Genomic DNA, 21,290 nt, shown 5'->3' with positions numbered 1-21,290 from the left:
CCATGGCGGATTCCCGGTTGTTCCGCATCGCCCGGCGACTGGGCCTGGCCGCGCTCACCGTGCTGGGCGCCCTCACCGCGGCCTTCTTCGCGCTGCGCCTGGTTCCGGTGGACCCGGCCTTCGTGATCGCCGGCGCGGGCGGCGACGCGGTGGCGATCACCGCCGAGGTGCTGGCCGCGATCCGCCGCGAATACCACCTCGACCAGCCGCTGCCGCTGCAGTACCTGTTCTATCTCGGCCGCCTGCTGCACGGCGACCTGGGCATGTCCTATGTGCAGGAGCAGCCGGTGGCCGCGCTGATCGCCGAGCAGGCCCGGCCCACCCTGGCGCTGGCGGGGCTGGCCAGCGGCTTCGCGGTGCTGCTGTCGCTGGCGGCCGGGGTGCTGAGCGCCGGCCGCCGCCGCGCCAGCGCGATCGCCGGTGCGGTCGAACTGGTGCTGGCCTCCACGCCGGTGTTCTGGATCGGCTTCCTCCTGATGCTGCTGTTCTCGGTCTGGTGGCGGGTGTTCCCGATGCTGGACGCGGGCGACCTGCGCACCCTGATCCTGCCGGCGCTGACCATCGCCCTGCCCACCGCCGCGCCGCTGGCGCAGGTGCTGCGGCGGGCGATGGAGGACGTGCTGGAGCAGCCCTTCATCACCACCGCCCGCGCCCGCGGCCTCTCGGTGCTGGGCGTGAAGCTGCGCCATGCGCTGCGCTATGCGCTCATCCCTTACCTCACCATGCTGGGCTTCGGTTTCGGCGCGCTGCTGGGCGGCGCGGCCATCACCGAGACCCTGTTCGGCCGGCCCGGCCTGGGCCGCCTGCTGGTCAATGCCGTGACGCGGCAGGACATGCCGCTGGTGCTCGGGCTGGTCAGCGTGAGCACCATCGCCTTCGTGCTGGTCAACACCCTGATCGACTTCGCCTACATCCTCATCGACCACCGCCTGAAGACGGCGCCCGCCCCATGAACACCACCCTCCTGACGACACCGCCTTGGCACGGCCCGGCGGTGCGCCGCTGGCGCCTGCCGCGCGCCTCCACCGTGGCCGCGGGCCTGAGCCTGGCGGTCTTTTTGCTGCTGCTCTGCGCCGCGCTGTGGCCGGACCTGCTGGCGCCGAGCGACCCGCTGGGCGCCGACCGCCGGCACATCCTGGAAGCGCCCTCGACACAGCACCTGCTGGGCACGGACCAGATCGGGCGCGATGTCTACACCCGGGTGGTGCACGGCGCGCGGCCGTCGATCCTGCTGGGCATCGGGGCGGTGGCGATCTCGCTGGCGGTGGGCACGGTGCTCGGCCTGCTGGCCGGACTGACAAGGCGTGTGGTGCCGACCGTGGTGCTGCGTATCACCGACATCGGCGCGGCCTTTCCGGAGCTGCTGCTGGCCGTCTTCATCGTCTCGCTGTTCGGCAGCGGCGTGTTCAACGCGGCCATCGCCATCGGCATCGCCGGCATTCCCTACTACACCCGCATCGTGCGGGCCGAGACCCTGCGGGTGCGTTCGGCCAGCTATGTGGAGGCGTCGCGGGCCCTGGGCCTGAGCGGCCCGGAAGTGATCCTGCGCCACATCGTGCCCAACGCGCTGCGGCCGCTGGTGGTGGTGGCCACCATGGGCCTGGGCAGCGCCACGCTGGCGGGCGCGGCCCTGAGTTTCCTGGGCCTGGGCAACCCGCCGCCCTCGCCGGAATGGGGCGCCATGCTGACCAATGCCCGCAACTTCCTGGTGATGGGCTGGTGGGCCGCGGTGTTTCCCGGCGTGGCGATCACCCTGTTCGTGATGAGCACCACCCTGCTCGGCCGCTGGCTGCAGCAGCGCTCGGAGGGCCGGCTGTGAATGCGCCCCTGGTCCATGTACGCAACCTGCGGGTGAGCTTCGAGGCCCATGGCCAGCTGCGCCGTGCCGTATCCGGTGTGAGCTTCGACGTGCGGCCCGGCGAATGCGTGGCCCTGGTCGGCGAATCGGGCTCGGGCAAGAGTGTCAGCGCGCGGTGCCTGATCGGCCTGAACAGCCCCAATGCCCGCATCGAGGCCGATGCGCTGGAGCTGGACGGACAGAACCTGCTCGGCCTGGGCGAACGCGCCTGGCGCGGCATCCGCGGCCAGGGCGTCGGCTACATCCTGCAGGACGCGCTGGTCTCGCTGGACCCGCTGCGCACCATCGGCCAGGAGCTGGAGGAAGCCATTCGCGCCACCGGCTCCGCCCCGCGCGGCGCCCTGCGCGCCCGTGGACTGGAGCTGCTGGCCCAGGCGCAGATGCCAGAGCCGGCCACCCGCTACGGCGAATACCCCGCCCAGCTCTCGGGCGGCCTGCGCCAGCGCGCGCTGATCGCCACCGCCATCGCCGGCCGGCCGCCGGTGCTGATCGCCGACGAGCCCACCACCGCCCTCGACGTATCGGTACAGCAGGAGATCCTCGCCCTCTTCGCCGAGTTGAAGCGCCAGGGCATCGCCCTGATCCTCATCAGCCACGACCTGGGCGTGGTATCGCGCCTGGCCGACCGGGTGCTGGTGCTGCGCCAGGGCCAGGTGGTGGAGAGCGGCGACATGGCGCGGGTGCTGCACCATCCCACGCACGAGTACACCCGCAGCCTGATCGATGCGATCCCGCATTTCGATGGCCCTGGGCTGGCGGCCGATGCCGGCAGCGCGCCGGTGATCCTGCATGCCGACGACATCTCCAAACGCTTCGCCGGGCGCGAGGCCCTGCGCGGGGTGAGCATCGAACTGCGGCGCGGCCGCACCCTCGGCCTGGTCGGCGAATCGGGCTCGGGCAAGACCACGCTGGCCCGCATCGTCGCCGGGCTGGAGACGGCCAGCGAGGGCCGCATCCGCACCGAGGCCCTGGCGCCGGCGCCCAGCCGGGCGCGGACCATCCAGTTCGTGCACCAGGATCCGCTCTCGGCCTTCGATCCGCGCTACACCGTGGGTCGGGTCATCGGCGAGGCGCTGTGGCTGCGTTTCGGCCGCGAGCCGGCTGCGCGCCATGAAGAACGCATCGCCGTGTGGCTGGGCAAGGTCGGGCTGGACCCGGCCCTGGCCGCCCGCCGCCCGCTGACCCTGTCCGGCGGCCAACGCCAGCGTGTGGCCATCGCCCGCGCCCTGGCGGTGGAACCGCAGGTGGTGGTTCTGGACGAACCCGTCTCCGCCCTCGACGTCTCGGTGCAAAAGCAGATCCTGGCCCTGATCGCCGCACTGCAGCGCGAGACCGGCGTGGCCTGTCTCTTCATCTCCCACGACCTGGGTGTGATCCGCCAGGTGAGCCACCAGGTGGCGGTGCTGCGCCACGGCGAGCTGCGCGAATACGGCGATGCGGCCGAGGTGCTGGGCCGTCCGCGCGACCCCTACACCCGGCAGCTGATCGCCGCCGTGCCCGCACTGGCGCGGGCCGCCTGATCACTGGATGCCGCTGGGCACCGGCGGCTCGCCGGTCAGGAACCAGTAGCCCACGTTGCGGGTCTTGTACTCCTCCGGGTTGTGCAGGGTATGCGTGCGCACATTGCGCCAGAAGCGGTCCAGGCCCAGGCCGCGGGCAGTGGAGCGGGCGCCGGTCACTTCGAAGATCTTGCTGGTCACATCCAGCGCCGTGTTGCCGGCGAAGGCATTGGCGGCCGCCAGCGTGATCGAGGCTTCGCCGCGTTCGGCGGCGGTCAGGGCATCGCCCTTCTCCCAGACGCGGTCCAGCACCTCCAGCGCCTGATCGGCCAGCGCGGTCGCGGCCAGGGTGCGGGTGTAGAGGTCGCCGTAAACACGCTTGACCCAAGGGTCGTCCACATGCCGCTCCACGCCCGAATGCACCCAGGGCCGGCTTTCGTTCACGGTGTAGTCGCGCGCCGCCAGCAGTGCGCCCTGGGCCGTGCCGAGGAAGACGTTGAGCAGCACGCTCTGCTGGATGAAAGGGGTAAGCGTGCGATAGGCCGCATCCGCAGGGCCGGTACGCTCGAAGACCTCTTCGGCCTCCACGCGGACGTTTTCGTAGCGGCAGGCGCCGCTGCCGGTCTGGCGCTGGCCGAAGGCATCCCAGTCATCGAGTGCCCGCCAGCCGGCGCGGTCGGCCGGGATGGTGGCGTCCAGGGTGCGGCCCGAGTCCTCGTCGATCCAGGTGATGTGTACCCGGTCGGCGATATGGCTGCCCGAGGTGAAGGGTTTGCTGCCGTTGAGCAGCCAGTGGTCCCCCTGCCATTTGCCCAGCAGGCTGCGCGCGGCCGAGTTGGCGTTGTTGGCCCAGAACCAGTTGCCTTCGGCCGACGCCCGGTAGAGCGCCTCGGCCTGCCGTGGGCTGCCCCGCACATGGGCCGCATGCTGGGACGAGCAGTGGTAGCCGAAGAGATGGCCGAGCGAGCCATCGGCCTTGGCGAATTCGCGGCCCACCCGCAGGGCGGTGGACCAGGGCTGGCCCTCGCCGCCGAAGGCGCGCGGCAGGGTCAGGCGCAGCAGGCCGCTGTCCTTCAGCAGGCGCAACTGGTCCAGCGGCCGGCCGCCGGCTTGGTCGTGCGCGACGGCATCGACGGCGAAGGCATCGCGCAGCCGGGCGGCCTCGCGCAGATAGGGAGTGGAGAGATCGGGTTCGAAAAGCATGGCGGCGAGCATCCCCGCGCGCGGGTCCTCCGTTTAGACCGATCCCGCAGGACCTTATGCGGAATCGTTCCAGCGCGGCTGCGCAGGCAAATCGACACTGGTCGCCTTTCGGATCAGGAGAACCAGAGATGAGCACCGCCGCCCCCCACCCCGACGCGATCGACACCAGCATCGCCGACCTGCGCATCCGCCGCGTCGCCGGCAGCCTCGGCGGCGAGGTGCTCGATTACCGTCTCGGCGCCGACCTGCCCGCCCAAGCCATCGCCGACCTGAACACCGCGCTGGTCCAACACAAGGTGCTGTTCTTCCGCGGCCAGGACCATCTCGACGACGCCGCCCACCAGGCCTTCGGCGCCCTCTTCGGCCGCACCGTGGCGCACCCCACCGTGCCGGCGCCCGACGGCACCAAGCTCTTCGAACTCGATGCCTCCAAGGGCGGCGGCCGGGCAGACTCCTGGCATACCGACGTGACCTTCGTCGATGCCTTTCCCAAGATCTCCATCCTGCGCGGCGTGACCATCCCGGCCTTCGGCGGCGACACCGTCTGGGCGAACACCGCCGCCGCCTACGAACGCCTGCCGGCGCACCTGAAAGCGCTGGCCGACAGCCTGTGGGCAGTGCACAGCAACGACTACGACTACGGCGCCGACCGGGTGCAGCTGGAAGACAAGCGCCTGGAGCACCACGCCAAGGTCTTCGTCTCGGCCCTGTTCGAGGCCGAGCATCCGGTGGTGCACGTACACCCCGTCAGCGGCGAACGCGCCCTGCTGCTGGGCCATTTCGTCAAGAAGATCGCCGGCCTGTCGAGCAACGAATCCGCCCGCATCTTCGAGCTGCTGCAGAACCGCGTGGTGCGGCTGGAAAACACGGTGCGCTGGTCCTGGCGGCAGAACGACGTGGTGATCTGGGACAACCGCGCCACCCAGCATTTCGCGATCAACGACTACGGCAACCAGCCTCGGGTGGTGCGCCGGGTGACGGTGCATGGCGACTCGGCCGTGTCCATCGACGGCCAGCGCAGCCGCACCCGCATCCGGCCGGAGGCGACCAACGACGCGCATATCGACACGCTGATCGCCACCACCGCCTGAACCGCGCCGGGCTGTTGATCAGGAGGCCGGCAGCTCGCGCGCGGTCAGCCACAGGCGCAGGTCGAATTCGAGCTGGTGGTAGTCCGGCGCCATGTGGCGGCACAAGGCGTAGAAGGCCTTGTCGTGCTCGCGCTCCTTCAGGTGGGCCAGCTCGTGCACGACGATCATGCGCAGGAAGTCGGCCGGCGCCTCCTTGAACAGCGCGGCGATGCGGATCTCGCGTTTGGCCTTCAGCTTGCCGCCCTGCACCCGCGAGACGCTGCTGTGGGTGCCCAGCGCGTTGCGCACCGTCTGCAGCCGCGGGTCGTAGGCAACTTTGGCCAGCGGCGGCGCGCTCTTCATGTGGCGCGCCTTGAGATCGCTCACATAGTCGTAGAGGGCGCGCTCGGTGCGCACCTCATGGGTGTCGGGATAACGCTGTGCCAGGATGCCGCTCAGGCGGCCGTCGGCGATCAGGCCGCGCACCTGGGCCAGCAGGTCGGGCGCATAGCCGGTGAGATAAGGAAGCGGGAAAGCGTCGGAAGCGTCGGAAGCGTGGGTCATGCGACGGCGATTTTCGCCGAGGCCGCCGAAAGCCCCCTCAGACGAAGACGTCGAGCAGCCGGCCCGCCACCGCGCCACCGGCCAGCGCGGCCACGCCGTTGCTGACCGGCACCGCGCCGGTGGCGATCGCCACGCCCACCGCCACCTTGGCGATATCGCCCACATCGCCATTGGCGGCGCCGCGCACGGTATCGCGCACCGTGTTCCAGACCGCCTGGGAGTTCTGACCGATGACCGAGCTGACGAGACTCATGGGATGCCCGGCTAGCCGGAATGGGGTGTAGACCGGCAAAGTCTACATACAGTTGGCAACAATGTGAACCTCAACCCGTTTTGGGTAAAGAAAACACGGTTCTCGGCTCGAAGCTTGGCAGGTCCGACGCCAGCCCCGGCACCGAGTCCCGCAGGGCCCGGCGAGCCCGTTCCAGCTTCAGCCGTGTCAGGTTGCACTGGGCGCGCTGGAAGGCGGCACGCTGCATGGCTTCCTGGGCGTCGGCCCGGGCTGCGAACAGCCTGGAATTGAAATCGTCCAGCTCCATCTCGAATCTCCGGCAAGGCTCGGGCGGCACACCCCTCGATGCTCGCCGCAATCCGGGGCCGGCGCTGTAAGGAGATTCCTCAACGACGGCGCCGCCGGCGCATCACCATGGCCATCGCGCCCAGGCCCGCGAGCAGCATGGCGCCGGTTTCCGGCTCCGGAACCGCGCCCACCACGATGGTGGTCACCGTGCCGGTCGGGCCTATGCCTTCCAACACCCCGCCATTGCCATCCCCAACGGAATCGAGGAACCCGAGAAAACAGCAGGAGTCACCGAAGCGTGATATTCGGACAATCTCAGATTCAGGGGCGATAAATCTTGATAATCGATGGATGAGCAATGGGAATCGAGTTGCCCGTTGGGACACACGGTGGAAGCGCGATCTGAAACAGCGGCCAGCGCCACACCCGAAGGCATAGAAAGAAGCGCGGCCAGAACCAGGGGAATCTCAAGAAATTTACACATACAACCTCCAATGGAGGCCGAAGAATACATTCACGAAATTCTGTAGCAATAAGCAGAAGTAGCTAGCATCAAACGATTAAAACCCGAGAAATTAACAATTAAAAACAAATACGCACAATAATCTTCCGACGGAATACCAGTCTTCCAGAATTCAATATCCCCGCTCGCGATCGACTTCGCCATCCAGCCGCTCGCCTCGCCGCAGCCGGGCCAGGTTTTCCAGCACCGCCGTCACCGCCGTGTCGGGATTCGTCGAGCTGGCGATGTGGGGCGTGATACGCACCCGGGGATGGCGCCACAGCGGGTGATCCGGCGGCAGCGGTTCCGGCTCGGTCACATCCAGGAAGGCCCATCGCAGGTGCCCGGTATCGAGCAGATCCAGCAAGGCCTGCTGGTCCAGATGCGCGCCGCGGCCCGTCTGCACCAGGGAGGCGCCCGCCGGCAGCCTGCCGAGCAATTCGGCGCCGAGGATGCCGCGGGTCTGCGGTGTCAGCGGCAGCAGGCAGACGAGGATGTCGCTGCGCGCGAGCAGTGCCTCCAGACCGGCCTCGCCGGAAAAACACGCCACGCCCTCGATGTGATGCGCGGAACGGCTCCAGCCCGCACAGGAATAATCGAAGAGGCGCAGCCGCGATAAGACCGCCCGGGCCAATTGCCCCAATCCCAGCACGCCCACCCGGATATCCCGCGCCAATCGGTTGGGCCGGACCTGCCATCGGCCTTCGCGCTGATCGACACCGTATTCTCCAAATTCGCGGTGCACCGTCAGAACCGCATGCACCACATATTCGACCATGTGGTCGGCAATCGCCGGCTCCAGCATACGCACGATGGGAACATGCGCCGGGACTTGCGAAAAATCGATCTGATCCACACCCGCGCCGGTCGAAAACACGGCCTTGAGATTCGGGAACTGCCGCGCCATGTCTTGTGGCGGCACCCAGGTGGCGAGATATTCGACACGGGAGGCATCGCCGATATCGGGCCAGATGCGGAAATCGATATCCGGCGCCTGTTCGGCAAACCGCTCCGCCCAGCGCGCACCACGCACCGGATCGGCCTTGTAGAGAAAACTCATGCCTCAATCGTCCATTTTGACGCGGCTGGCGATCTGCTGAAGCGTGGCCAGGTTGCTGCGAATCTGCTGCCCATATTGCGGACCCGGCAGATAAGCCGGCTCGGACCCGGTGGCGCGAATCGCCGCGACCGTCTGCGGATCGCTCAGGATTTTGTCGAAAGCCTGGCGCAGGATGGCGATGCGTTCGGCCGGCACCTTGGCGCTGGTGGCGATGCCCTCGAAGGAAAAGGCCACGGCGCCCGGGTAACCCAGGGTCTTGATCGACTCGACGCCGGGCAGGTCGGCCAGCTTCTGCTCGGTGCTCACGAACAGGCCGGACACGGTGCCGCCATTGATATTGGTGCGGGCCGCGGCCGCCGTCACCACCGCGGCATCGACTTCCCCGCCCATGGCCGCGACCATTTCCTTGGAACCGCTGTCGTAGGGAATATGCCGGACCTTGATGTTGAGCGCCTGCTGCAGCTGCTCCACATAGAAATGGCTCAGCGAACGCAAACCCCAGCTGCCGATGGTGACGGTGTCCGGCTTTTCCCGGGCCTCTTTCAAAAAGGCATCGAAACTGGCGAAACGGCCATTTTTGCTGACCAGCACCATCTGGTTCATCAGCACCTGGGCGATCGGCGCCACGTCTTCCACGCTATAAGGCGGCTTGGGCCCCACGATCAGCGCCGTGCCCATATTGGACGGACCGGCGGCGAATATGCGGTAGCCGTCGGTGGTGGCCAGCGCATAACTGCTGCCGATGACGGCGGCGGCGCCCGGGCGGTTGACGATGACCACCGGGGTTTTCAGCTGCTCGGCGAGTTTGGGCGCCAGCACCCGCACAAAGGCATCGGTGGAACCGCCGGGCGCATACGGCACGACGAATTCGATCTGGCGCTTCGGATAATCCTCCGCGTGGGCGGCCAAAGCCAGGCCGGCAAGCAATGAACCGAGAATCTTCAAGGCCGAACGAGGGAACATGGTGGGCTTTCCTGCGGTGTGGTTGATCAATACAGAATGCTGGGCTTGAGCCCGTCTTTTGCGACCAGGCGCTCGTAGGCGAACGGCCTCAGGTCCAGGCTGGATGTCCCCTCCACCATCTGCTGCGCCAGGCTGTGGCCGGCGCCCATCGATGAGCTGAATCCGTGCCCGCTGAAACCGGTGCACAGGAAAAGGCCCGGTGTGCCTTGCACGCCGGAAATCACGGGCACGCCGTCGGGCGTGTTGTCGATCACCCCGCCCCAGGCCGAGGCGGCCGGGCCGGTGCCGGCCGCGCCGGGGGCCAGGGCCTGGCTGGCGGTTTGCCAGGCGGATTGCACCAGGCCCATGTCGGGCGCCGGATCCAGGATGCGCTGGCGTGCGAAGGGCGCATCGCCCAGGTGGAAATAGCGGAATTCTGACCAGGCCTGCGCGAAGAACTCTCGCCCCAGCTGGAGTCCGACCTTGGCCTTGCGCGCCCGGTAGAGGCTGCGGAACTTCAGGCCGTAGCGCAGCGTGTCCGGCACGATGTGCATGGTGCCCCGGCCGCTCTTGGCCAGCACCACCTGGCCGTCGCCGCGCGGCCGCATCGAGAAGTCCGGCGCACGCACCGGGGCGGCGCCGCCGATCGCCATGCCCGAGCGGGCCGAGGCCGAGGAATGCACCCGCAGGATCGGCAGCACGATCCCATGCTTGCGGCAGAAGATCGAGGACCAGGCGCCGCCGGCCAGCACCACCTGCCGGGCCCGCACCTCGCCTTTTTCGGTGCGCACGCCGGCCACCGTGCGGCCTTCGAGCAGCAGTTCGTTGACGGCGCAGTCCTGGTAGATCTTCACGCCCTGGGTCAGCAGGTAGCGGGCCAGGGAGGGGATGGCCCGGGCCGGTTCGGCATAACCGTCGGTATCGGCGCGGATGCCGCCGATCCAGGGCCGGCCCTGCCAGGCGTGGCTGGCATTGGCCTCGCTGGCCGAGAGCATGCGGGCCGACAGGCCCAGGTGCGCCGTCGAGTCCAGCCAGGCCTGCCAGGTCTGCATCTCCCGCGGCTGGTCGGTCACGAAGACCACGCCGGTCTGGCGGAAACCCACGTCCACCCCGGTCGATGCCTGCAGATTGCGCCACAGGTCCACGCTGAGCCGGGCCAGCGGCAGCTCGCGCGCGTCGCGGCCCAGGGTGCGGCACCAGCCCCAGTTGCGGCTGCTCTGCTCGGCCGCGACCCGGCCCTTCTCGAACACCGCCACCGACACACCGTGCCGCGACAGCGCCAGCGCCGTCGCGATGCCGGCGGCGCCGCCACCCACGATGGCCACGTCCACCTCGGCGGGCGGCGAGCCGGGCGTGGTGTCGATTTCGAGGAACTGGTGGTTCATGCAGCGCAATTCGATAAGGGGCTATCTGTTGCGCTCGATCCTAGGAATATGACGAGGAGGTGACCAATTGTTTTATAACCAGACCCCATGCATCTTTGATATGGGCTTGCCGCGCCAATGCTGAACTTCCGCCAGATCGAAGCCTTCCGTGCCGTGATGCTTTCCGGTTCCATGACCCAGGCCGCCCGCGAGCTGCACACCACCCAGCCCAGCATCAGCCGGGTCATCGCCCAACTGGAAAAACGTGTCGGCCTGCGGCTCTTCGAACGGGCCGCCGGCAAGCTGGCGCCGACGCGCGAGGGCGAAATCTTCTTTCGCGACGTGGAGCGGGCCTTCACCGGCCTGCGCGGCCTGGAGCAGTCGGCCGCCACCCTGGGCCGGCGCGGCGCGGGCCATCTGCGGCTGTCGGCCGTGCCCTCCTTCTCGCTGGCCCTGGTGCCGGAGGCGATGCAGGCCTTCTCGCTGAAGTTTCCCGACGTGACGATCTCGCTGCACGTAACCGATTCGGTGTCGGTCTGCCAGTCGGTCGCGGCTGGGCAGACCGATCTGGGCGTGGCTTCGGACGTGGTGAGCAGCCCGGGTATCGGCTACCAGGTGGCGGACCTGGCGCGCGCCGTCTGCATCGTGCCCGCCGGCCACCGCCTGGCCCGCGGCCGCAAGCCGCTGCGGCCGGACGACCTGGCGGGCGAGCCCTTCGTGTCCCTCTCGCCGCAGGAGTCGATCACCCAGAAGATCGACGCCGTCTTCGCCGCCGGCGGCGACAAGCGAAGGCTGGTGCACCAGTCGCATTTCTCGGCGGCCATCTGCCAGATGGTGGCGCTCGGCATGGGCATCAGCATCGCCAACCCCTCGGTGGCGCGCAGCTTCGGCCACCTGCCCATCGTGCAGCGGGCCTTCGAGCCGGAGATCCTGTTCCCGACCTACCTGGTGCACCAGCCCGGCGCGCCGGCCAGCCTGCTGGCGCAGGAGTTCTCGGCCGTGTTCGTGCAGGTGGCTGCGGCGCTCAGTCGACCTTGATCGCGGCGTCCTTGATCAGCCTGGCCCAGCCCTGGGCATCCTTGTCCAGCCAGGCCTTGTACTGGGCGGCGCTGTCGTGGTGCGGCTCCACCTTCAGCTGCTGCAGGCGCGGCGCCATCTCGGCGCTGTTGAGGAACTGGTTCACGGCGGCATTCACCTGCGAGACGAGCGCCTCCGGCGTGCCGGCCGGCGCGAACAGGCCTTGCGAGATCAGCGACTCGAAGCCCGGCAGGCCGGACTCGGCCATGGTTGGCACTTCCGGCACGAAACTCGAACGCTCGGCCGAGGCGATGGCGATCGCCCGCAGCTTGCCGCCCTTGAGGTATTCGGAGACGCTGGGCAGGCCGCTGAAGAGCATGTCCACATGGCCGGCCAGCACATCCGACAGCGCCGGGCCGCTGCCCTTGTAGGGCACATGGGTGAGCTGGATGCGCGCCTCGCGCATCAGCTTCTCGGCCGTCAGGTGCGGGCTGGCACCGTTGCCGGAAGACGCGATCGTCACCTTGCCCGGATCCTTGCGCGCCGCCGCGATCACGTCCTGCAGCGTGCGGTATGGCGACTGCGCCGGCACCAGCAGCACATTGGCGAAACGGCCGGCCTCCACCACCGGCGCCAGGTCCTTGGCGGCATAGGGCAGCGCGGGATAGAGCGCCGGGCTGATGGTGTAGGCGGCGGAATCCGCCAGCAGCAGCACGTTGCCGTCGGCCGGCGCCTTGGCCACGTAGTCCGCGCCGATGATGCCGCCCGCGCCCGGGCGGTTCTCGACGATGACGGTGCGCTTGAGGTTCTGCTGCAGCCCTGGCTGGATCAGCCGCGCGAACAGGTCGGAGCCGCCGCCCGGATTGAAGGGCACGATGATGCGCAGCGGCGCGCCGTTCTGCGCCAGCGCGGCCAGGGAAAGCAGGCCGGCGCACAGGCCCAGGGCGAACCGGGCGATCGGGGTGGGTTTCATGGTCTTGTCTCTGTGTAGTCGTTCGAAGCGGCCGCAGTATGAGCGCTAACCACCTCCAAAACAGCTACGGGACTTACCCGAAGACCCCTCGAAAAACTAGCCGCCCAGGGGCCGCGCGATGTCCTTCAGCTGATGCTGCGCGAAGTGCTCCTGCAGGAAATCCACGCACACCCGCACCTTGGCCGAGGCATGCAGGCGCGAGGGATAGACGGCCCATACATTGGCCTCCTGCCGCCACTCCGGCAGGATCTGCACCAGCGCGCCGGACTGCAGCAGCGGCCCCACGTCCCACAGCGAACGCAGGGCGATGCCGCGCCCGTCCACCGCCCACTGCACCACCATCTCGCCGTTGTTGGCGGACAGCGGCCCGGTCACCTTCACCGTCTCGTCGAGCGCGCCCGATCGCAGGCGCCATACGCCGAAAGGATGGTCGCGCTCCTTGATGACCAGGCAGTCATGCCCGGTCAGCTCGGTCAGGCTGCGCGGCGTGCCGCGCCGTGCCAGGTAGCCGGGCGCGGCGCACAGCACCCGGTGGTTGTCGGCCAGGCGCCGCGCCATCAGCTGGGGCGCGATCTCGTCGCCCACGCGGATGTCCAGGTCGAAGCCCTCGCTGGCCACGTCCACCAGCCGGTCGAACACCTCCAGCCGCACCTGCAGCGCCGGATACCGCTCCACCAGCCGCGACAGCGCAGGCGCCACCACGTTGCGGCCGAAACCGAAGCTGCTGACGATGCGCAGCTGCCCGCGCGGCTCGCTGCGGGTGACGGCCAGCTCCTGGTGCAGATGGTCCACGTCGTCGAGGATCTGCTGCGCCCAGTGCACCACCCGCTCGCCCTGCTCGGTCACGCTCACCCGCCGGGTCGTGCGGTGCAGCAGGCGCACGCCCAGGTCCTGCTCCAGCAGCCGCACCCGCTTGCTGACATATGCGCCGGACATGCCGAGCTCCTCCGCCGCCGCATTGAAACTGGCCTTGCGGGCGACCACCACGAACACCCGCAGATCGTCGTTGGAAAGGGTTTTCTGCACGATTCGTGAACAATGGTTTTACGGAAGGCGGATTGTATTCACGGCGATAGCAGCGAAGAATGCGGCACTCTCCAAAGGAACACCGAATATGTCCAAGACCTATCGCATTGCCGTGATCCCCGGCGACGGCATCGGCCGTGAAGTCATGCCCGAAGGCCTGCGTGTGCTCAAGGCCGCAGCAGCCCGCCACGGCATCGAACTCGACCTGCAGCACTTCGACTGGGCCCACTGCGACTACTACGCCCAGCACGGAAAAATGATGCCCGACGACTGGAAGGCCCAGCTCTCCGGCATGGACGCCATCCTCTTCGGCGCCGTCGGCTGGCCGGCCACCGTGCCTGATCACGTTTCCCTGTGGGGCTCACTGCTCAAGTTCCGCCGCGAGTTCGACCAGTACGTCAACCTGCGCCCGGTGCGCCTGTTCGAAGGCGTGCCCTGCCCGCTGGCCGGCCGCAAGCCCGGCGAGATCGACTACTACGTGGTGCGCGAGAACACCGAGGGCGAATACACCTCGCTCGGCGGCGTGATGTACGAGGGCACCGACCGCGAGATGGTGATCCAGGAATCCGTCTACAGCCGCCACGGCGCCGACCGCCTGCTGCGCTACGCCTTCGACCTGGCCCAGAGCCGCCCGCGCAAGCACCTGACGCTGGCCACCAAGAGCAACGGCATCGCCATCAGCATGCCCTGGTGGGACAAGCGGGCCGATGCCGTCGGCGCGGACTACCCGGAAGTGACGCTGGACAAGCAGCACATCGACATCCTCAGCGCCCGCTTCGTCCTGCAGCCGGGCCGCTTCGACGTGGTGGCCGCCACCAACCTCTTCGGCGACATCCTCTCCGACCTGGGCCCCGCCACCACCGGCACCATCGGCCTGGCGCCCTCGGCCAACCTGAACCCGGAGCGCAAGTTCCCGTCCCTCTTCGAACCGGTGCACGGCTCGGCGCCGGACATCTACGGCCAGAACATCGCCAACCCGGTCGCCATGATCTGGTCGGCCGCGCTGATGCTGGACTTCCTGACGCAGGGCGAAGGCGCCGGCCGCGCCGCGCACGACGAGATCCTGCGCGCCATCGAGCAGGTGCTGGCGCAAGGCCCGCGCACGCCGGACCTGGGCGGCAAGGCCTCCACCACCGAAATGGGCGAAGCCGTGGCCGCCGCCCTGGCCGAGGAAGCAGCCACCGCCTGACAAGGCCCGCGCCGGGCCAGCCGGCGCACATCGAGAGATACCAAGAAATAGACGGAGACAAGACATGCAAGACAAGACCCAAGCCGCGCAGCGCCGCGGCCTGCTGCGCGGCGCCGCCGCCATCGGCGCCAGCGCGCTGCTGCCCCTGGGCATGGCCCGTGCCCAGGCGTACCCCGAACGCCCCATCAACTTCATCTGCCCCTGGCCGGCCGGCGGCACGGCCGACGCCTCCATGCGCGCCCTGTGCAGCGCCGCCGGCAAGGCCCTGGGCCAGCCGGTCGTGCTGGAGAACAAGGCCGGCGCCTCCGGCATGATCGGCCTGAAGGCCATCACCAGCGCCAGGCCCGACGGCTACACCATCGGCCAGGTGCCCATCTCGGTCACCCGCTTCTACCAGCTCGGCATGACCACCGTGGACCCGCGCAAGGACATCACCTGGATCGCCCGCACCTCCGGCCAGACCTTCGGCATCGCCGTGCCCGCCAACGGCAAGTGGAAATCCATGGCCGAGCTGGTGAACTACGCCAAGGCGCATCCGGGCGAAGTCACCTATGCCCATTCGGGCCTGGGCGGCGCCACCCATGTGGGCATGGAGGAGTTCCTGATCGTGGCCGGCATCAAGATGCGCGACGTGCCCTTCAAGGGCGGCTCCGAGGCACTGCAGGCGGTGCTGGGCGGGCATGTGGACATCCTGGTGGACTCCAGCTCCTGGGCGCCGCATGTGGAATCCGGCAAGCTGCTGCTTTTGTCCACCTGGGGCGAGCAGCGCACGCCGCGTTTCGCGCAGACTCCCACCCTGAAGGAACTCGGCTGGGACGTGGTGACCGACGCGCCCAACGGCGTGGGTGCACCGCGCGGCCTGGACCCGGCCGTGGAGGCCAGGCTGCGCGATGCCTTCCGCCAGGCCGCCGCCAGCGAGGAGTTCAAACGCGTCTGCGCCCAGATCGACGCCCCCATCATGTATCTCGACGGCCCGCAGTACCAGGCCTATGCCGAGTCCGTCTACCGCAAGGAAACCAGCCTCATCGAACGCCTTCGCCTGAAGGAATTGATGAAGGGATGAGAAAGCCCACATGACGACCGCCACCGCCCCCGACATCTCCGACAAGACCCTCGACGACAGCCTGCTGCTCCTGCATCCCGCGGACAACGTGCTGGTCGCCAAGGCCCAGATCGCCCTGGGCGCCGAGATCCCGCGCTTTGGCGTGCGGGCCCGCGCCCAGGTGCCCGCCGGCCACAAGATCGCCCGCAGCGCCATCGCCCAGGGCCAGCCGATCCGCAAGTACAACACCGTGATCGGCGTCGCCACCCGCGACATCGAGGCCGGCGACTATGTGCACGGCCACAACGTGGGGGTGTCCGACTTCCACTTCGACCCCGGCTTCTGCCAGGACGTTCGGCCGGTGGACTACCTGCCCGAAGACCAGCGCGCCAGCTTCATGGGCTTCAAACGCGCCGATGGCCGTGTGGGCACCCGCAACTTCGTGGGCATCCTGTCCTCGGTCAACTGCTCGGCCACCGTCATCAAGGCCATCGCCGCGCACTTCACGCCCGAACGCATGGCCGCGTATCCCAACGTGGACGGCGTGGTCGCCTTCGCGCAGACCAGCGGCTGCGGCATGTCCTCGCCCAGCGAACATTTCGACCTGCTGCGCCGCACCCTGGCCGGCTATGCACGCCATCCCAACCTGGCGGGCGTGCTCATCGTGGGCCTGGGCTGCGAACGCAACCAGGTGGATGGCCTGGTGGATTCGCAATCGCTCGCCCGCGGCCCGCTGCTGCAGACCATGGTGATGCAGGAGATCGGCGGCACCCGGGTGACCATCGAAGCCGGCGTGCGCGCCATCGAATCCATGCTGCCCCTGGCCAACGCAGCGCGGCGCGAGCCCTGCAGCGCCAGCCACATCAAGATCGGCCTGGAGTGCGGCGGCTCGGACGGCTTCTCGGCCATCACCGCCAACCCGGCGCTCGGCGAGGCCATGGACATCCTGGTGCGCCACGGCGGCACCGCCATCCTGTCGGAGACGCCCGAGATCCACGGCGTGGAGTTCACCCTCACCCGCCGCGCCGTCACGCCCGAGGTCGGCCAGAAGCTGCTCGACCGCCTGGCCTGGTGGGAGAAATACGCCGCCGGCCAGAACGCGCAGTTCAACGGCGTGGTCGGCCACGGCAACATGGCCGGGGGTCTCGCCAACATCATGGAGAAGTCCCTCGGCTCGGCCATGAAGGGCGGCACCACGCCGCTGCAGGAGGTCTACGAATACGCCGAGCCGATCGACAAGGCCGGCTTCGTCTTCATGGACTCGCCCGGCTTCGACCCGGCCGCCGCCACCGGCCAGATCGCCAGCGGCGCCAACCTGATCTGCTTCACGACCGGCCGCGGCTCGATGTTCGGCAGCAAGCCGGCGCCGACCATCAAGCTGGCCAGCAACACACCGATGTTCAAGCGCCTGGAAGAGGACATGGACATCAACTGCGGCGCGGTGCTGGACGGCGAATACACGCTGCCGCAGATGGGGCAGAAGATCTTCGAGGAGATCCTGCGCCATGCCTCCGGCGAGAAGACCAAGAGCGAGGCGCTGGGCTTGGGCGACCACGAGTTCGTGCCCTGGCACATCGGCATCGTGAGCTGAACCGGCGCGCCCGCGGGCGCGCCGCGCGGGACAAGAACAACAGGAGACACACCATGCGCAACATCCCCGGCCGCCGGCAGGCCCTGGCCGGCATCGCCTGCCTGGCGGCCGCCGCCTGCGCCCTGCCGGCCCAGGCCCAGGGCAGCTACCCCAGCCGCCCGGTCACCATGATCGTGCCCTACCCGGCAGGCGGCGCCAACGACGCCGTGGCCCGCCTCATCGGCCAGAAGATGGGCGAGGCGCTGCAGCAGCCGCTGCTGGTGGACAACCGCCCCGGCGCCGGCACCACCATCGGCACCGCCCTGGCCGCGCGTGCGCCCGCCGATGGCCAGACCATCCTGCTGGGCTCGCTGGCCAGCCACGCGGTCAGCCCGCATCTCTATGCCAGGCCCGGCTACGACGCGGTGGCCGACTTCGCGCCCATCGGCCTGATCGGCCTCTCGCCCATGGTCATGACCGTGGCGCAGGACAGCCCCTACCGCGACCTGCGCAGCCTGGTCGATGCCGCACGCAAGCGCCCGGGCGAGCTGCACTACGGCTCCTCCGGCAACGGCTCGCCGTTGCATCTGGCGGCGGAACTCTTCAAGCAGGCGGCCGGGGTGAACATCGAGCACGTGCCCTACAAGGGCGGCAACACCCACACCCTGGACCTGATGAGCGGCCGGCTCGACATGATCCTGGACACCCTCACCAGCGCCGCCCCGCTGCTGCAGGGCGGCAAGCTGCTCGCCCTGGCCGTGGCCGCGCCCGCGCGCCTGCCTTCGCTGCCCGGCGTGCCCACCTTCGCCGAGGCCGGCTATCCCGGCTTCGAGGTCAATGCCTGGTATGCGCTGTACGCCCCGGCCAAAACGCCGCCGGCCATCGTCGAGCGCCTCAACACCACCCTGCAGGCGGTGCTGGCGCAGGCCGATGTACGCGAGCGCCTGGGCGCGCTGGGCGTGCAGATCAAGTCCGGCCCGCCGCAGGAGCTGGCGCGCTTCACCCGGCAGGAACTGCAGCGCTACGGCCAGCTCATCCAGGCCCACAACATCCGGATCGATTGAAAATCCCCCATGCCCAGCACGCCTTTCCAGGTCCTCGTCACCGCCGAACACTGGGCTGAAGAAGCCCAGGCCATCGTCCACGCGGCCGGCGGCCGCATCCATTTCATGACCGGCGCGGTGAACGAAACCACGCTGGCCGAGCGCCTCGCCGAGACCGGCGCGCAGGCCCTCGTCGTGCGCGGCCCCAAGCCGATCACCGATGCGGTGCTGGCCAGCGCGCCGGCCTTGCGTATCGTCGCCAAGAACGGCGCGGGTGCGGACGGCGTCGACCTGGCATCCGCACAGCGCCGCGACATCGCCGTCGCGGTTGCGGCCGGCGCCAATGCCGAGGCGGTGGCCGAACACGCCCTCGCCCTGATGCTGGCCCTGACCCGCGAACTGCCCCGCCTCGACCGCCTGGTGCGCGAGGGCGGCTGGACCGACGGGCGTTTCCAGGGCCGCGACTTCCGCGGCTGCACGGTCGGCATCGTCGGCTACGGCAGCATCGGCAAGGCCACGGCGAAGCTGTGCGCCGCGCTGGGCGCGAAGGTGCTGGTGCTGCGGCTCCAAGGCCAGGCCGATGGCTTCGAGACCGAGCCCGATCTACAGGCCTTCCTGCCCCGTCTCGACATCCTCAGCCTGCACTGCCCCCTCACCGACCGTACCCGCGGCCTGATCGGCGCTGCCGGGCTGGCGCTGATGAAACCCGGCGCCCTGCTGGTCAACACCGCACGCGGCGCCGTGGTGAACGAAGCCGCCCTGGTCGAGGCCCTGCGCGCCGGCCATCTCGGCGGCGCGGGCCTGGACACCTTCGACACCGAACCCCTGCCCGCCGGCTCCCCCCTGCGCGAACTGCCGCAAGTGCTGCTGACGCCGCATGTGGCCGGCGTCACCCGCAACTCGGCGCTCAACGTGGCGCTGCTCACCGCCCACAACGTGGTGGACCATCTGCAGGGCCGCGCCCTGCCGGCCGGCCATCAAGTCCGCGCCTGAACCCTCAACCCAGACAACACCCATGCCCGCAAACAACCCCTTCAAGACCGCCCTCGCCGCCCGCCAGGCCCAGGTCGGCCTCTGGCTCTCCATGGCCGACGGCTATCTGGCCGAGGTCGCCGCCAGCAGCGGCTTCGACTGGCTGCTGATCGACGGCGAACATGCGCCCAACGACCTGCGCAGCATCCTGGCCTCGCTGCAGGCCGTCGCGCCCTGGCCGGCGCACGCCGTGGTGCGGGTGGTGCAGGGCGACACGGCGCTGATCAAGCAGATGCTCGACATCGGCGCTCGCACCCTGCTGGTACCCATGGTGGACACGGCCGAACAGGCCGCCGCACTGGTCTCGGCCACCCGCTACCCGCCCCAGGGCATCCGCGGCGTGGGCAGCGCGGTGGCGCGCGCCTCGCAGTGGAGCGCGCGCACCGACTACCTCGACATCGCCGACGACGAGGTCTGCCTGCTGGTGCAGGCCGAGACGGTCACCGCCCTGTCCAACCTGGAGGCCATCTGCGCGGTGGACGGCGTGCACGGCGTGTTCCTGGGCCCGGCCGACCTGGCGGCCTCCATGGGCCACCGCGGCAACCCGGGCCATCCGGAGGTGCAGGCGGCCATCGAGGCGGCCATGCGCACCATCATCGCCAGCGGCAAGGCGGCCGGCACGCTGACCTCGGACACCAAGGCGGCGCAGCGTTTCCTGGACCTGGGCTGCACCTTCGTGGCGGTGGGTGTGGACGTGCTGGTTTTCGCCAAGGCGGCGCGGCAGCTGCGCGGGCAGTTCACGGGGAACGGCGCCACGCCCACGGCCGCCGACAAGCCGGGTGCCGCCTACTGAGGCCGCGGCGTGCGGAGACGCTCCGCAATAATCCCCGGCTGATCCGCCAACCGCCACTCGCCCGCATGAAGTTCAAGGAAATCGACGCCTTCCGCGCCGTGATGCGCTCGGGCTCCATGACGGCCGCGGCCGGCGAGCTCTACACCTCGCAGCCCAACGTCAGCCGTTTGATCGGCCAGCTGGAACACTCCACCGGCCTGACGCTCTTCACCCGCAGCGCCGGCCGGCTCAGCCCCACCGAGGAAGGCCTGGCCTTCCTGCGCGAAGTCGACCGCGCATTCGTCGGCCTGGATTCCCTGCGCGACGCGGCCCGCAACATCCGCCAGTTCGGCAAGGGCCGGCTGCGCATCGCCACCGTGCCCTCGCTGGCGATGACGGTGCTGCCGCTGGTGCTGCGGCGTTTCCATGCCGACCATCCGGATGTGAACGTGGCCATGGACACCGGCAGCACCCAGCTGGTGGCCGACTGGGTGGGCAGCCGCTTCTGCGACCTGGGGCTGGTCTCCTACCTGCCCACCGCCGCCGCCACCGATGCGCATCCGGTGGCCGAACTGCCGGGCTGCTGCGTGCTGCCGCCGGGCCACCGGCTGGCCGGGCTCGAGGTCATCACGCCGGCCGACCTGGCGGGCGAGTCCTTCATCTCCATGTCGCATGGCGACGGCCTGCGTGCGGCGGTGGACGCGGCGTTCTCCGGCGACGACCGGCGCCTCATGCATTTCGAGACGCCCTACGGCGCCACCATCTGCCAGATGGTCGGCCACGGCCTGGGCGTGAGCATCGTCAACCCGCTGGTGGCGCGCAACTACCGCTACACCGGCATCGCCATCCGGCCCTTCCGGCCCGGCGTGCCCTTCGTGAGCTACCTGCTGCTGGCGCGCAGCCGGCCGGCCAACCTGCTGGCGGACCGCTTCATCGCCCTGATGAAGGAAGTCATCGCCAGCGAGACACAGGGCCTGGACAGCTGAGAGCCCATCAGCTTTTCGTATAGCCGACCGACAGACTCGTATTTGCGCCAGGCAGGGC

21 protein-coding genes and 1 pseudogene are annotated in these 21,290 nt (G+C 69.1%); 12 read left to right on the top strand and 10 right to left on the bottom strand.

Annotated features, from left to right (window positions below):
* Positions 1-2: 2 nt before the first annotated feature.
* Genes GT347_RS24725 through GT347_RS24715 form a run of 3 tightly spaced genes read left to right on the top strand, consistent with a single transcriptional unit; the run spans position 3 to position 3,378 of the window.
* Positions 3-953 carry an ABC transporter permease gene (locus GT347_RS24725; protein WP_160554720.1) on the top strand — a complete coding sequence of 317 codons (951 nt, stop codon included), beginning with the start codon at positions 3-5 and terminating at the stop codon, positions 951-953.
* Complete coding sequence (locus tag GT347_RS24720) at positions 950-1,819, top strand: ABC transporter permease (RefSeq protein ID WP_160554719.1); 870 nt, start codon at positions 950-952, stop codon at positions 1,817-1,819. Before GT347_RS24725 ends, GT347_RS24720 begins: the two co-directional genes overlap by 4 nt.
* Positions 1,816-3,378 carry an ATP-binding cassette domain-containing protein gene (locus GT347_RS24715; protein WP_160554718.1) on the top strand — a complete coding sequence of 521 codons (1,563 nt, stop codon included), beginning with the start codon at positions 1,816-1,818 and terminating at the stop codon, positions 3,376-3,378. Before GT347_RS24720 ends, GT347_RS24715 begins: the two co-directional genes overlap by 4 nt.
* Here the strand turns inward: GT347_RS24715 and GT347_RS24710 are convergent, their stop codons facing one another.
* Entirely contained in the window at positions 3,379-4,560 is a 1,182-nt protein-coding gene (locus GT347_RS24710) for an acyl-CoA dehydrogenase family protein (protein WP_160554717.1), read from the bottom strand.
* 128 nt (positions 4,561-4,688) lie between these two features.
* Between GT347_RS24710 and GT347_RS24705 the strand changes: the two genes are divergently transcribed.
* A complete protein-coding gene (locus GT347_RS24705; protein ID WP_160554716.1) occupies positions 4,689-5,651 on the top strand; it encodes a TauD/TfdA dioxygenase family protein in 963 nt (320 codons plus the stop codon).
* Positions 5,652-5,669: 18 nt separating this feature from the next.
* Here GT347_RS24705 and GT347_RS24700 read toward each other — a convergent pair whose 3' ends face one another.
* From GT347_RS24700 to GT347_RS24670, 7 genes and pseudogenes are all read right to left on the bottom strand, one after another.
* Entirely contained in the window at positions 5,670-6,194 is a 525-nt protein-coding gene (locus tag GT347_RS24700) for a M48 family metallopeptidase (protein WP_160554715.1), read from the bottom strand.
* A 37-nt stretch (positions 6,195-6,231) separates the two neighbouring features.
* Positions 6,232-6,447, bottom strand: a complete 216-nt coding sequence (locus tag GT347_RS24695; RefSeq protein WP_160554714.1) for a hypothetical protein — start codon at positions 6,445-6,447, stop codon at positions 6,232-6,234.
* Between the two features lie 70 nt (positions 6,448-6,517).
* A complete protein-coding gene (locus GT347_RS24690; RefSeq protein WP_160554713.1) occupies positions 6,518-6,733 on the bottom strand; it encodes a hypothetical protein in 216 nt (71 codons plus the stop codon).
* A 79-nt stretch (positions 6,734-6,812) separates the two neighbouring features.
* A pseudogene (locus tag GT347_RS27730) lies at positions 6,813-6,935 on the bottom strand (PEP-CTERM sorting domain-containing protein); the annotation flags it as partial.
* Between the two features lie 414 nt (positions 6,936-7,349).
* On the bottom strand, positions 7,350-8,276 hold the full coding sequence (locus GT347_RS24680; RefSeq protein WP_160554711.1) for a 2-hydroxyacid dehydrogenase: 927 nt from the start codon (positions 8,274-8,276) through the stop codon (positions 7,350-7,352).
* A gap of 3 nt (positions 8,277-8,279) precedes the next feature.
* Positions 8,280-9,239 carry a tripartite tricarboxylate transporter substrate binding protein gene (locus tag GT347_RS24675; RefSeq protein ID WP_160554710.1) on the bottom strand — a complete coding sequence of 320 codons (960 nt, stop codon included), beginning with the start codon at positions 9,237-9,239 and terminating at the stop codon, positions 8,280-8,282.
* A gap of 26 nt (positions 9,240-9,265) precedes the next feature.
* Positions 9,266-10,603 (bottom strand): NAD(P)/FAD-dependent oxidoreductase, encoded by a 1,338-nt coding sequence (locus GT347_RS24670; protein ID WP_160554709.1) that lies wholly within the window; start codon positions 10,601-10,603, stop codon positions 9,266-9,268.
* A gap of 156 nt (positions 10,604-10,759) precedes the next feature.
* Between GT347_RS24670 and GT347_RS24665 the strand changes: the two genes are divergently transcribed.
* Positions 10,760-11,620 carry a LysR substrate-binding domain-containing protein gene (locus GT347_RS24665; protein ID WP_229722488.1) on the top strand — a complete coding sequence of 287 codons (861 nt, stop codon included), beginning with the start codon at positions 10,760-10,762 and terminating at the stop codon, positions 11,618-11,620.
* On the opposite strand, the gene GT347_RS24660 is transcribed toward GT347_RS24665, so the two are convergent.
* Together GT347_RS24660 and GT347_RS24655 are read right to left on the bottom strand one after the other, a co-directional pair.
* A complete protein-coding gene (locus GT347_RS24660) occupies positions 11,607-12,572 on the bottom strand; it encodes a Bug family tripartite tricarboxylate transporter substrate binding protein (protein ID WP_160554707.1) in 966 nt (321 codons plus the stop codon). The genes GT347_RS24665 and GT347_RS24660 overlap by 14 nt on opposite strands.
* A 96-nt stretch (positions 12,573-12,668) precedes the next feature.
* Positions 12,669-13,598 (bottom strand): LysR substrate-binding domain-containing protein, encoded by a 930-nt coding sequence (locus tag GT347_RS24655; protein ID WP_160554706.1) that lies wholly within the window; start codon positions 13,596-13,598, stop codon positions 12,669-12,671.
* Positions 13,599-13,686: 88 nt separating this feature from the next.
* Between GT347_RS24655 and GT347_RS24650 the strand changes: the two genes are divergently transcribed.
* From GT347_RS24650 to GT347_RS24620, 7 genes are all read left to right on the top strand, one after another.
* On the top strand, positions 13,687-14,787 hold the full coding sequence (locus tag GT347_RS24650; protein ID WP_160554705.1) for a tartrate dehydrogenase: 1,101 nt from the start codon (positions 13,687-13,689) through the stop codon (positions 14,785-14,787).
* 64 nt (positions 14,788-14,851) lie between these two features.
* Positions 14,852-15,850 (top strand): tripartite tricarboxylate transporter substrate binding protein, encoded by a 999-nt coding sequence (locus GT347_RS24645; protein WP_160554704.1) that lies wholly within the window; start codon positions 14,852-14,854, stop codon positions 15,848-15,850.
* A gap of 10 nt (positions 15,851-15,860) precedes the next feature.
* Positions 15,861-17,420 carry a UxaA family hydrolase gene (locus GT347_RS24640; protein ID WP_160554703.1) on the top strand — a complete coding sequence of 520 codons (1,560 nt, stop codon included), beginning with the start codon at positions 15,861-15,863 and terminating at the stop codon, positions 17,418-17,420.
* Between the two features lie 53 nt (positions 17,421-17,473).
* Positions 17,474-18,463: a Bug family tripartite tricarboxylate transporter substrate binding protein gene (locus tag GT347_RS24635; protein ID WP_160554702.1), complete on the top strand. Its 990-nt coding sequence runs from the start codon at positions 17,474-17,476 to the stop codon at positions 18,461-18,463.
* A gap of 9 nt (positions 18,464-18,472) precedes the next feature.
* Positions 18,473-19,435, top strand: a complete 963-nt coding sequence (locus GT347_RS24630) for an NAD(P)-dependent oxidoreductase (RefSeq protein ID WP_160554701.1) — start codon at positions 18,473-18,475, stop codon at positions 19,433-19,435.
* 22 nt (positions 19,436-19,457) lie between these two features.
* On the top strand, positions 19,458-20,267 hold the full coding sequence (gene hpaI / locus GT347_RS24625; protein ID WP_160554700.1) for a 4-hydroxy-2-oxoheptanedioate aldolase: 810 nt from the start codon (positions 19,458-19,460) through the stop codon (positions 20,265-20,267).
* A gap of 65 nt (positions 20,268-20,332) precedes the next feature.
* Complete coding sequence (locus GT347_RS24620) at positions 20,333-21,232, top strand: LysR substrate-binding domain-containing protein (RefSeq protein WP_160554699.1); 900 nt, start codon at positions 20,333-20,335, stop codon at positions 21,230-21,232.
* The last annotated feature ends 58 nt before the right edge of the window (positions 21,233-21,290 follow it).

The organism is Xylophilus rhododendri (genome assembly GCF_009906855.1).
GTDB classification, from domain to species: Bacteria; Pseudomonadota; Gammaproteobacteria; order Burkholderiales; family Burkholderiaceae_C; genus Xylophilus; species Xylophilus rhododendri.
This window is presented reverse-complemented; position numbering and strand designations above follow the sequence as displayed.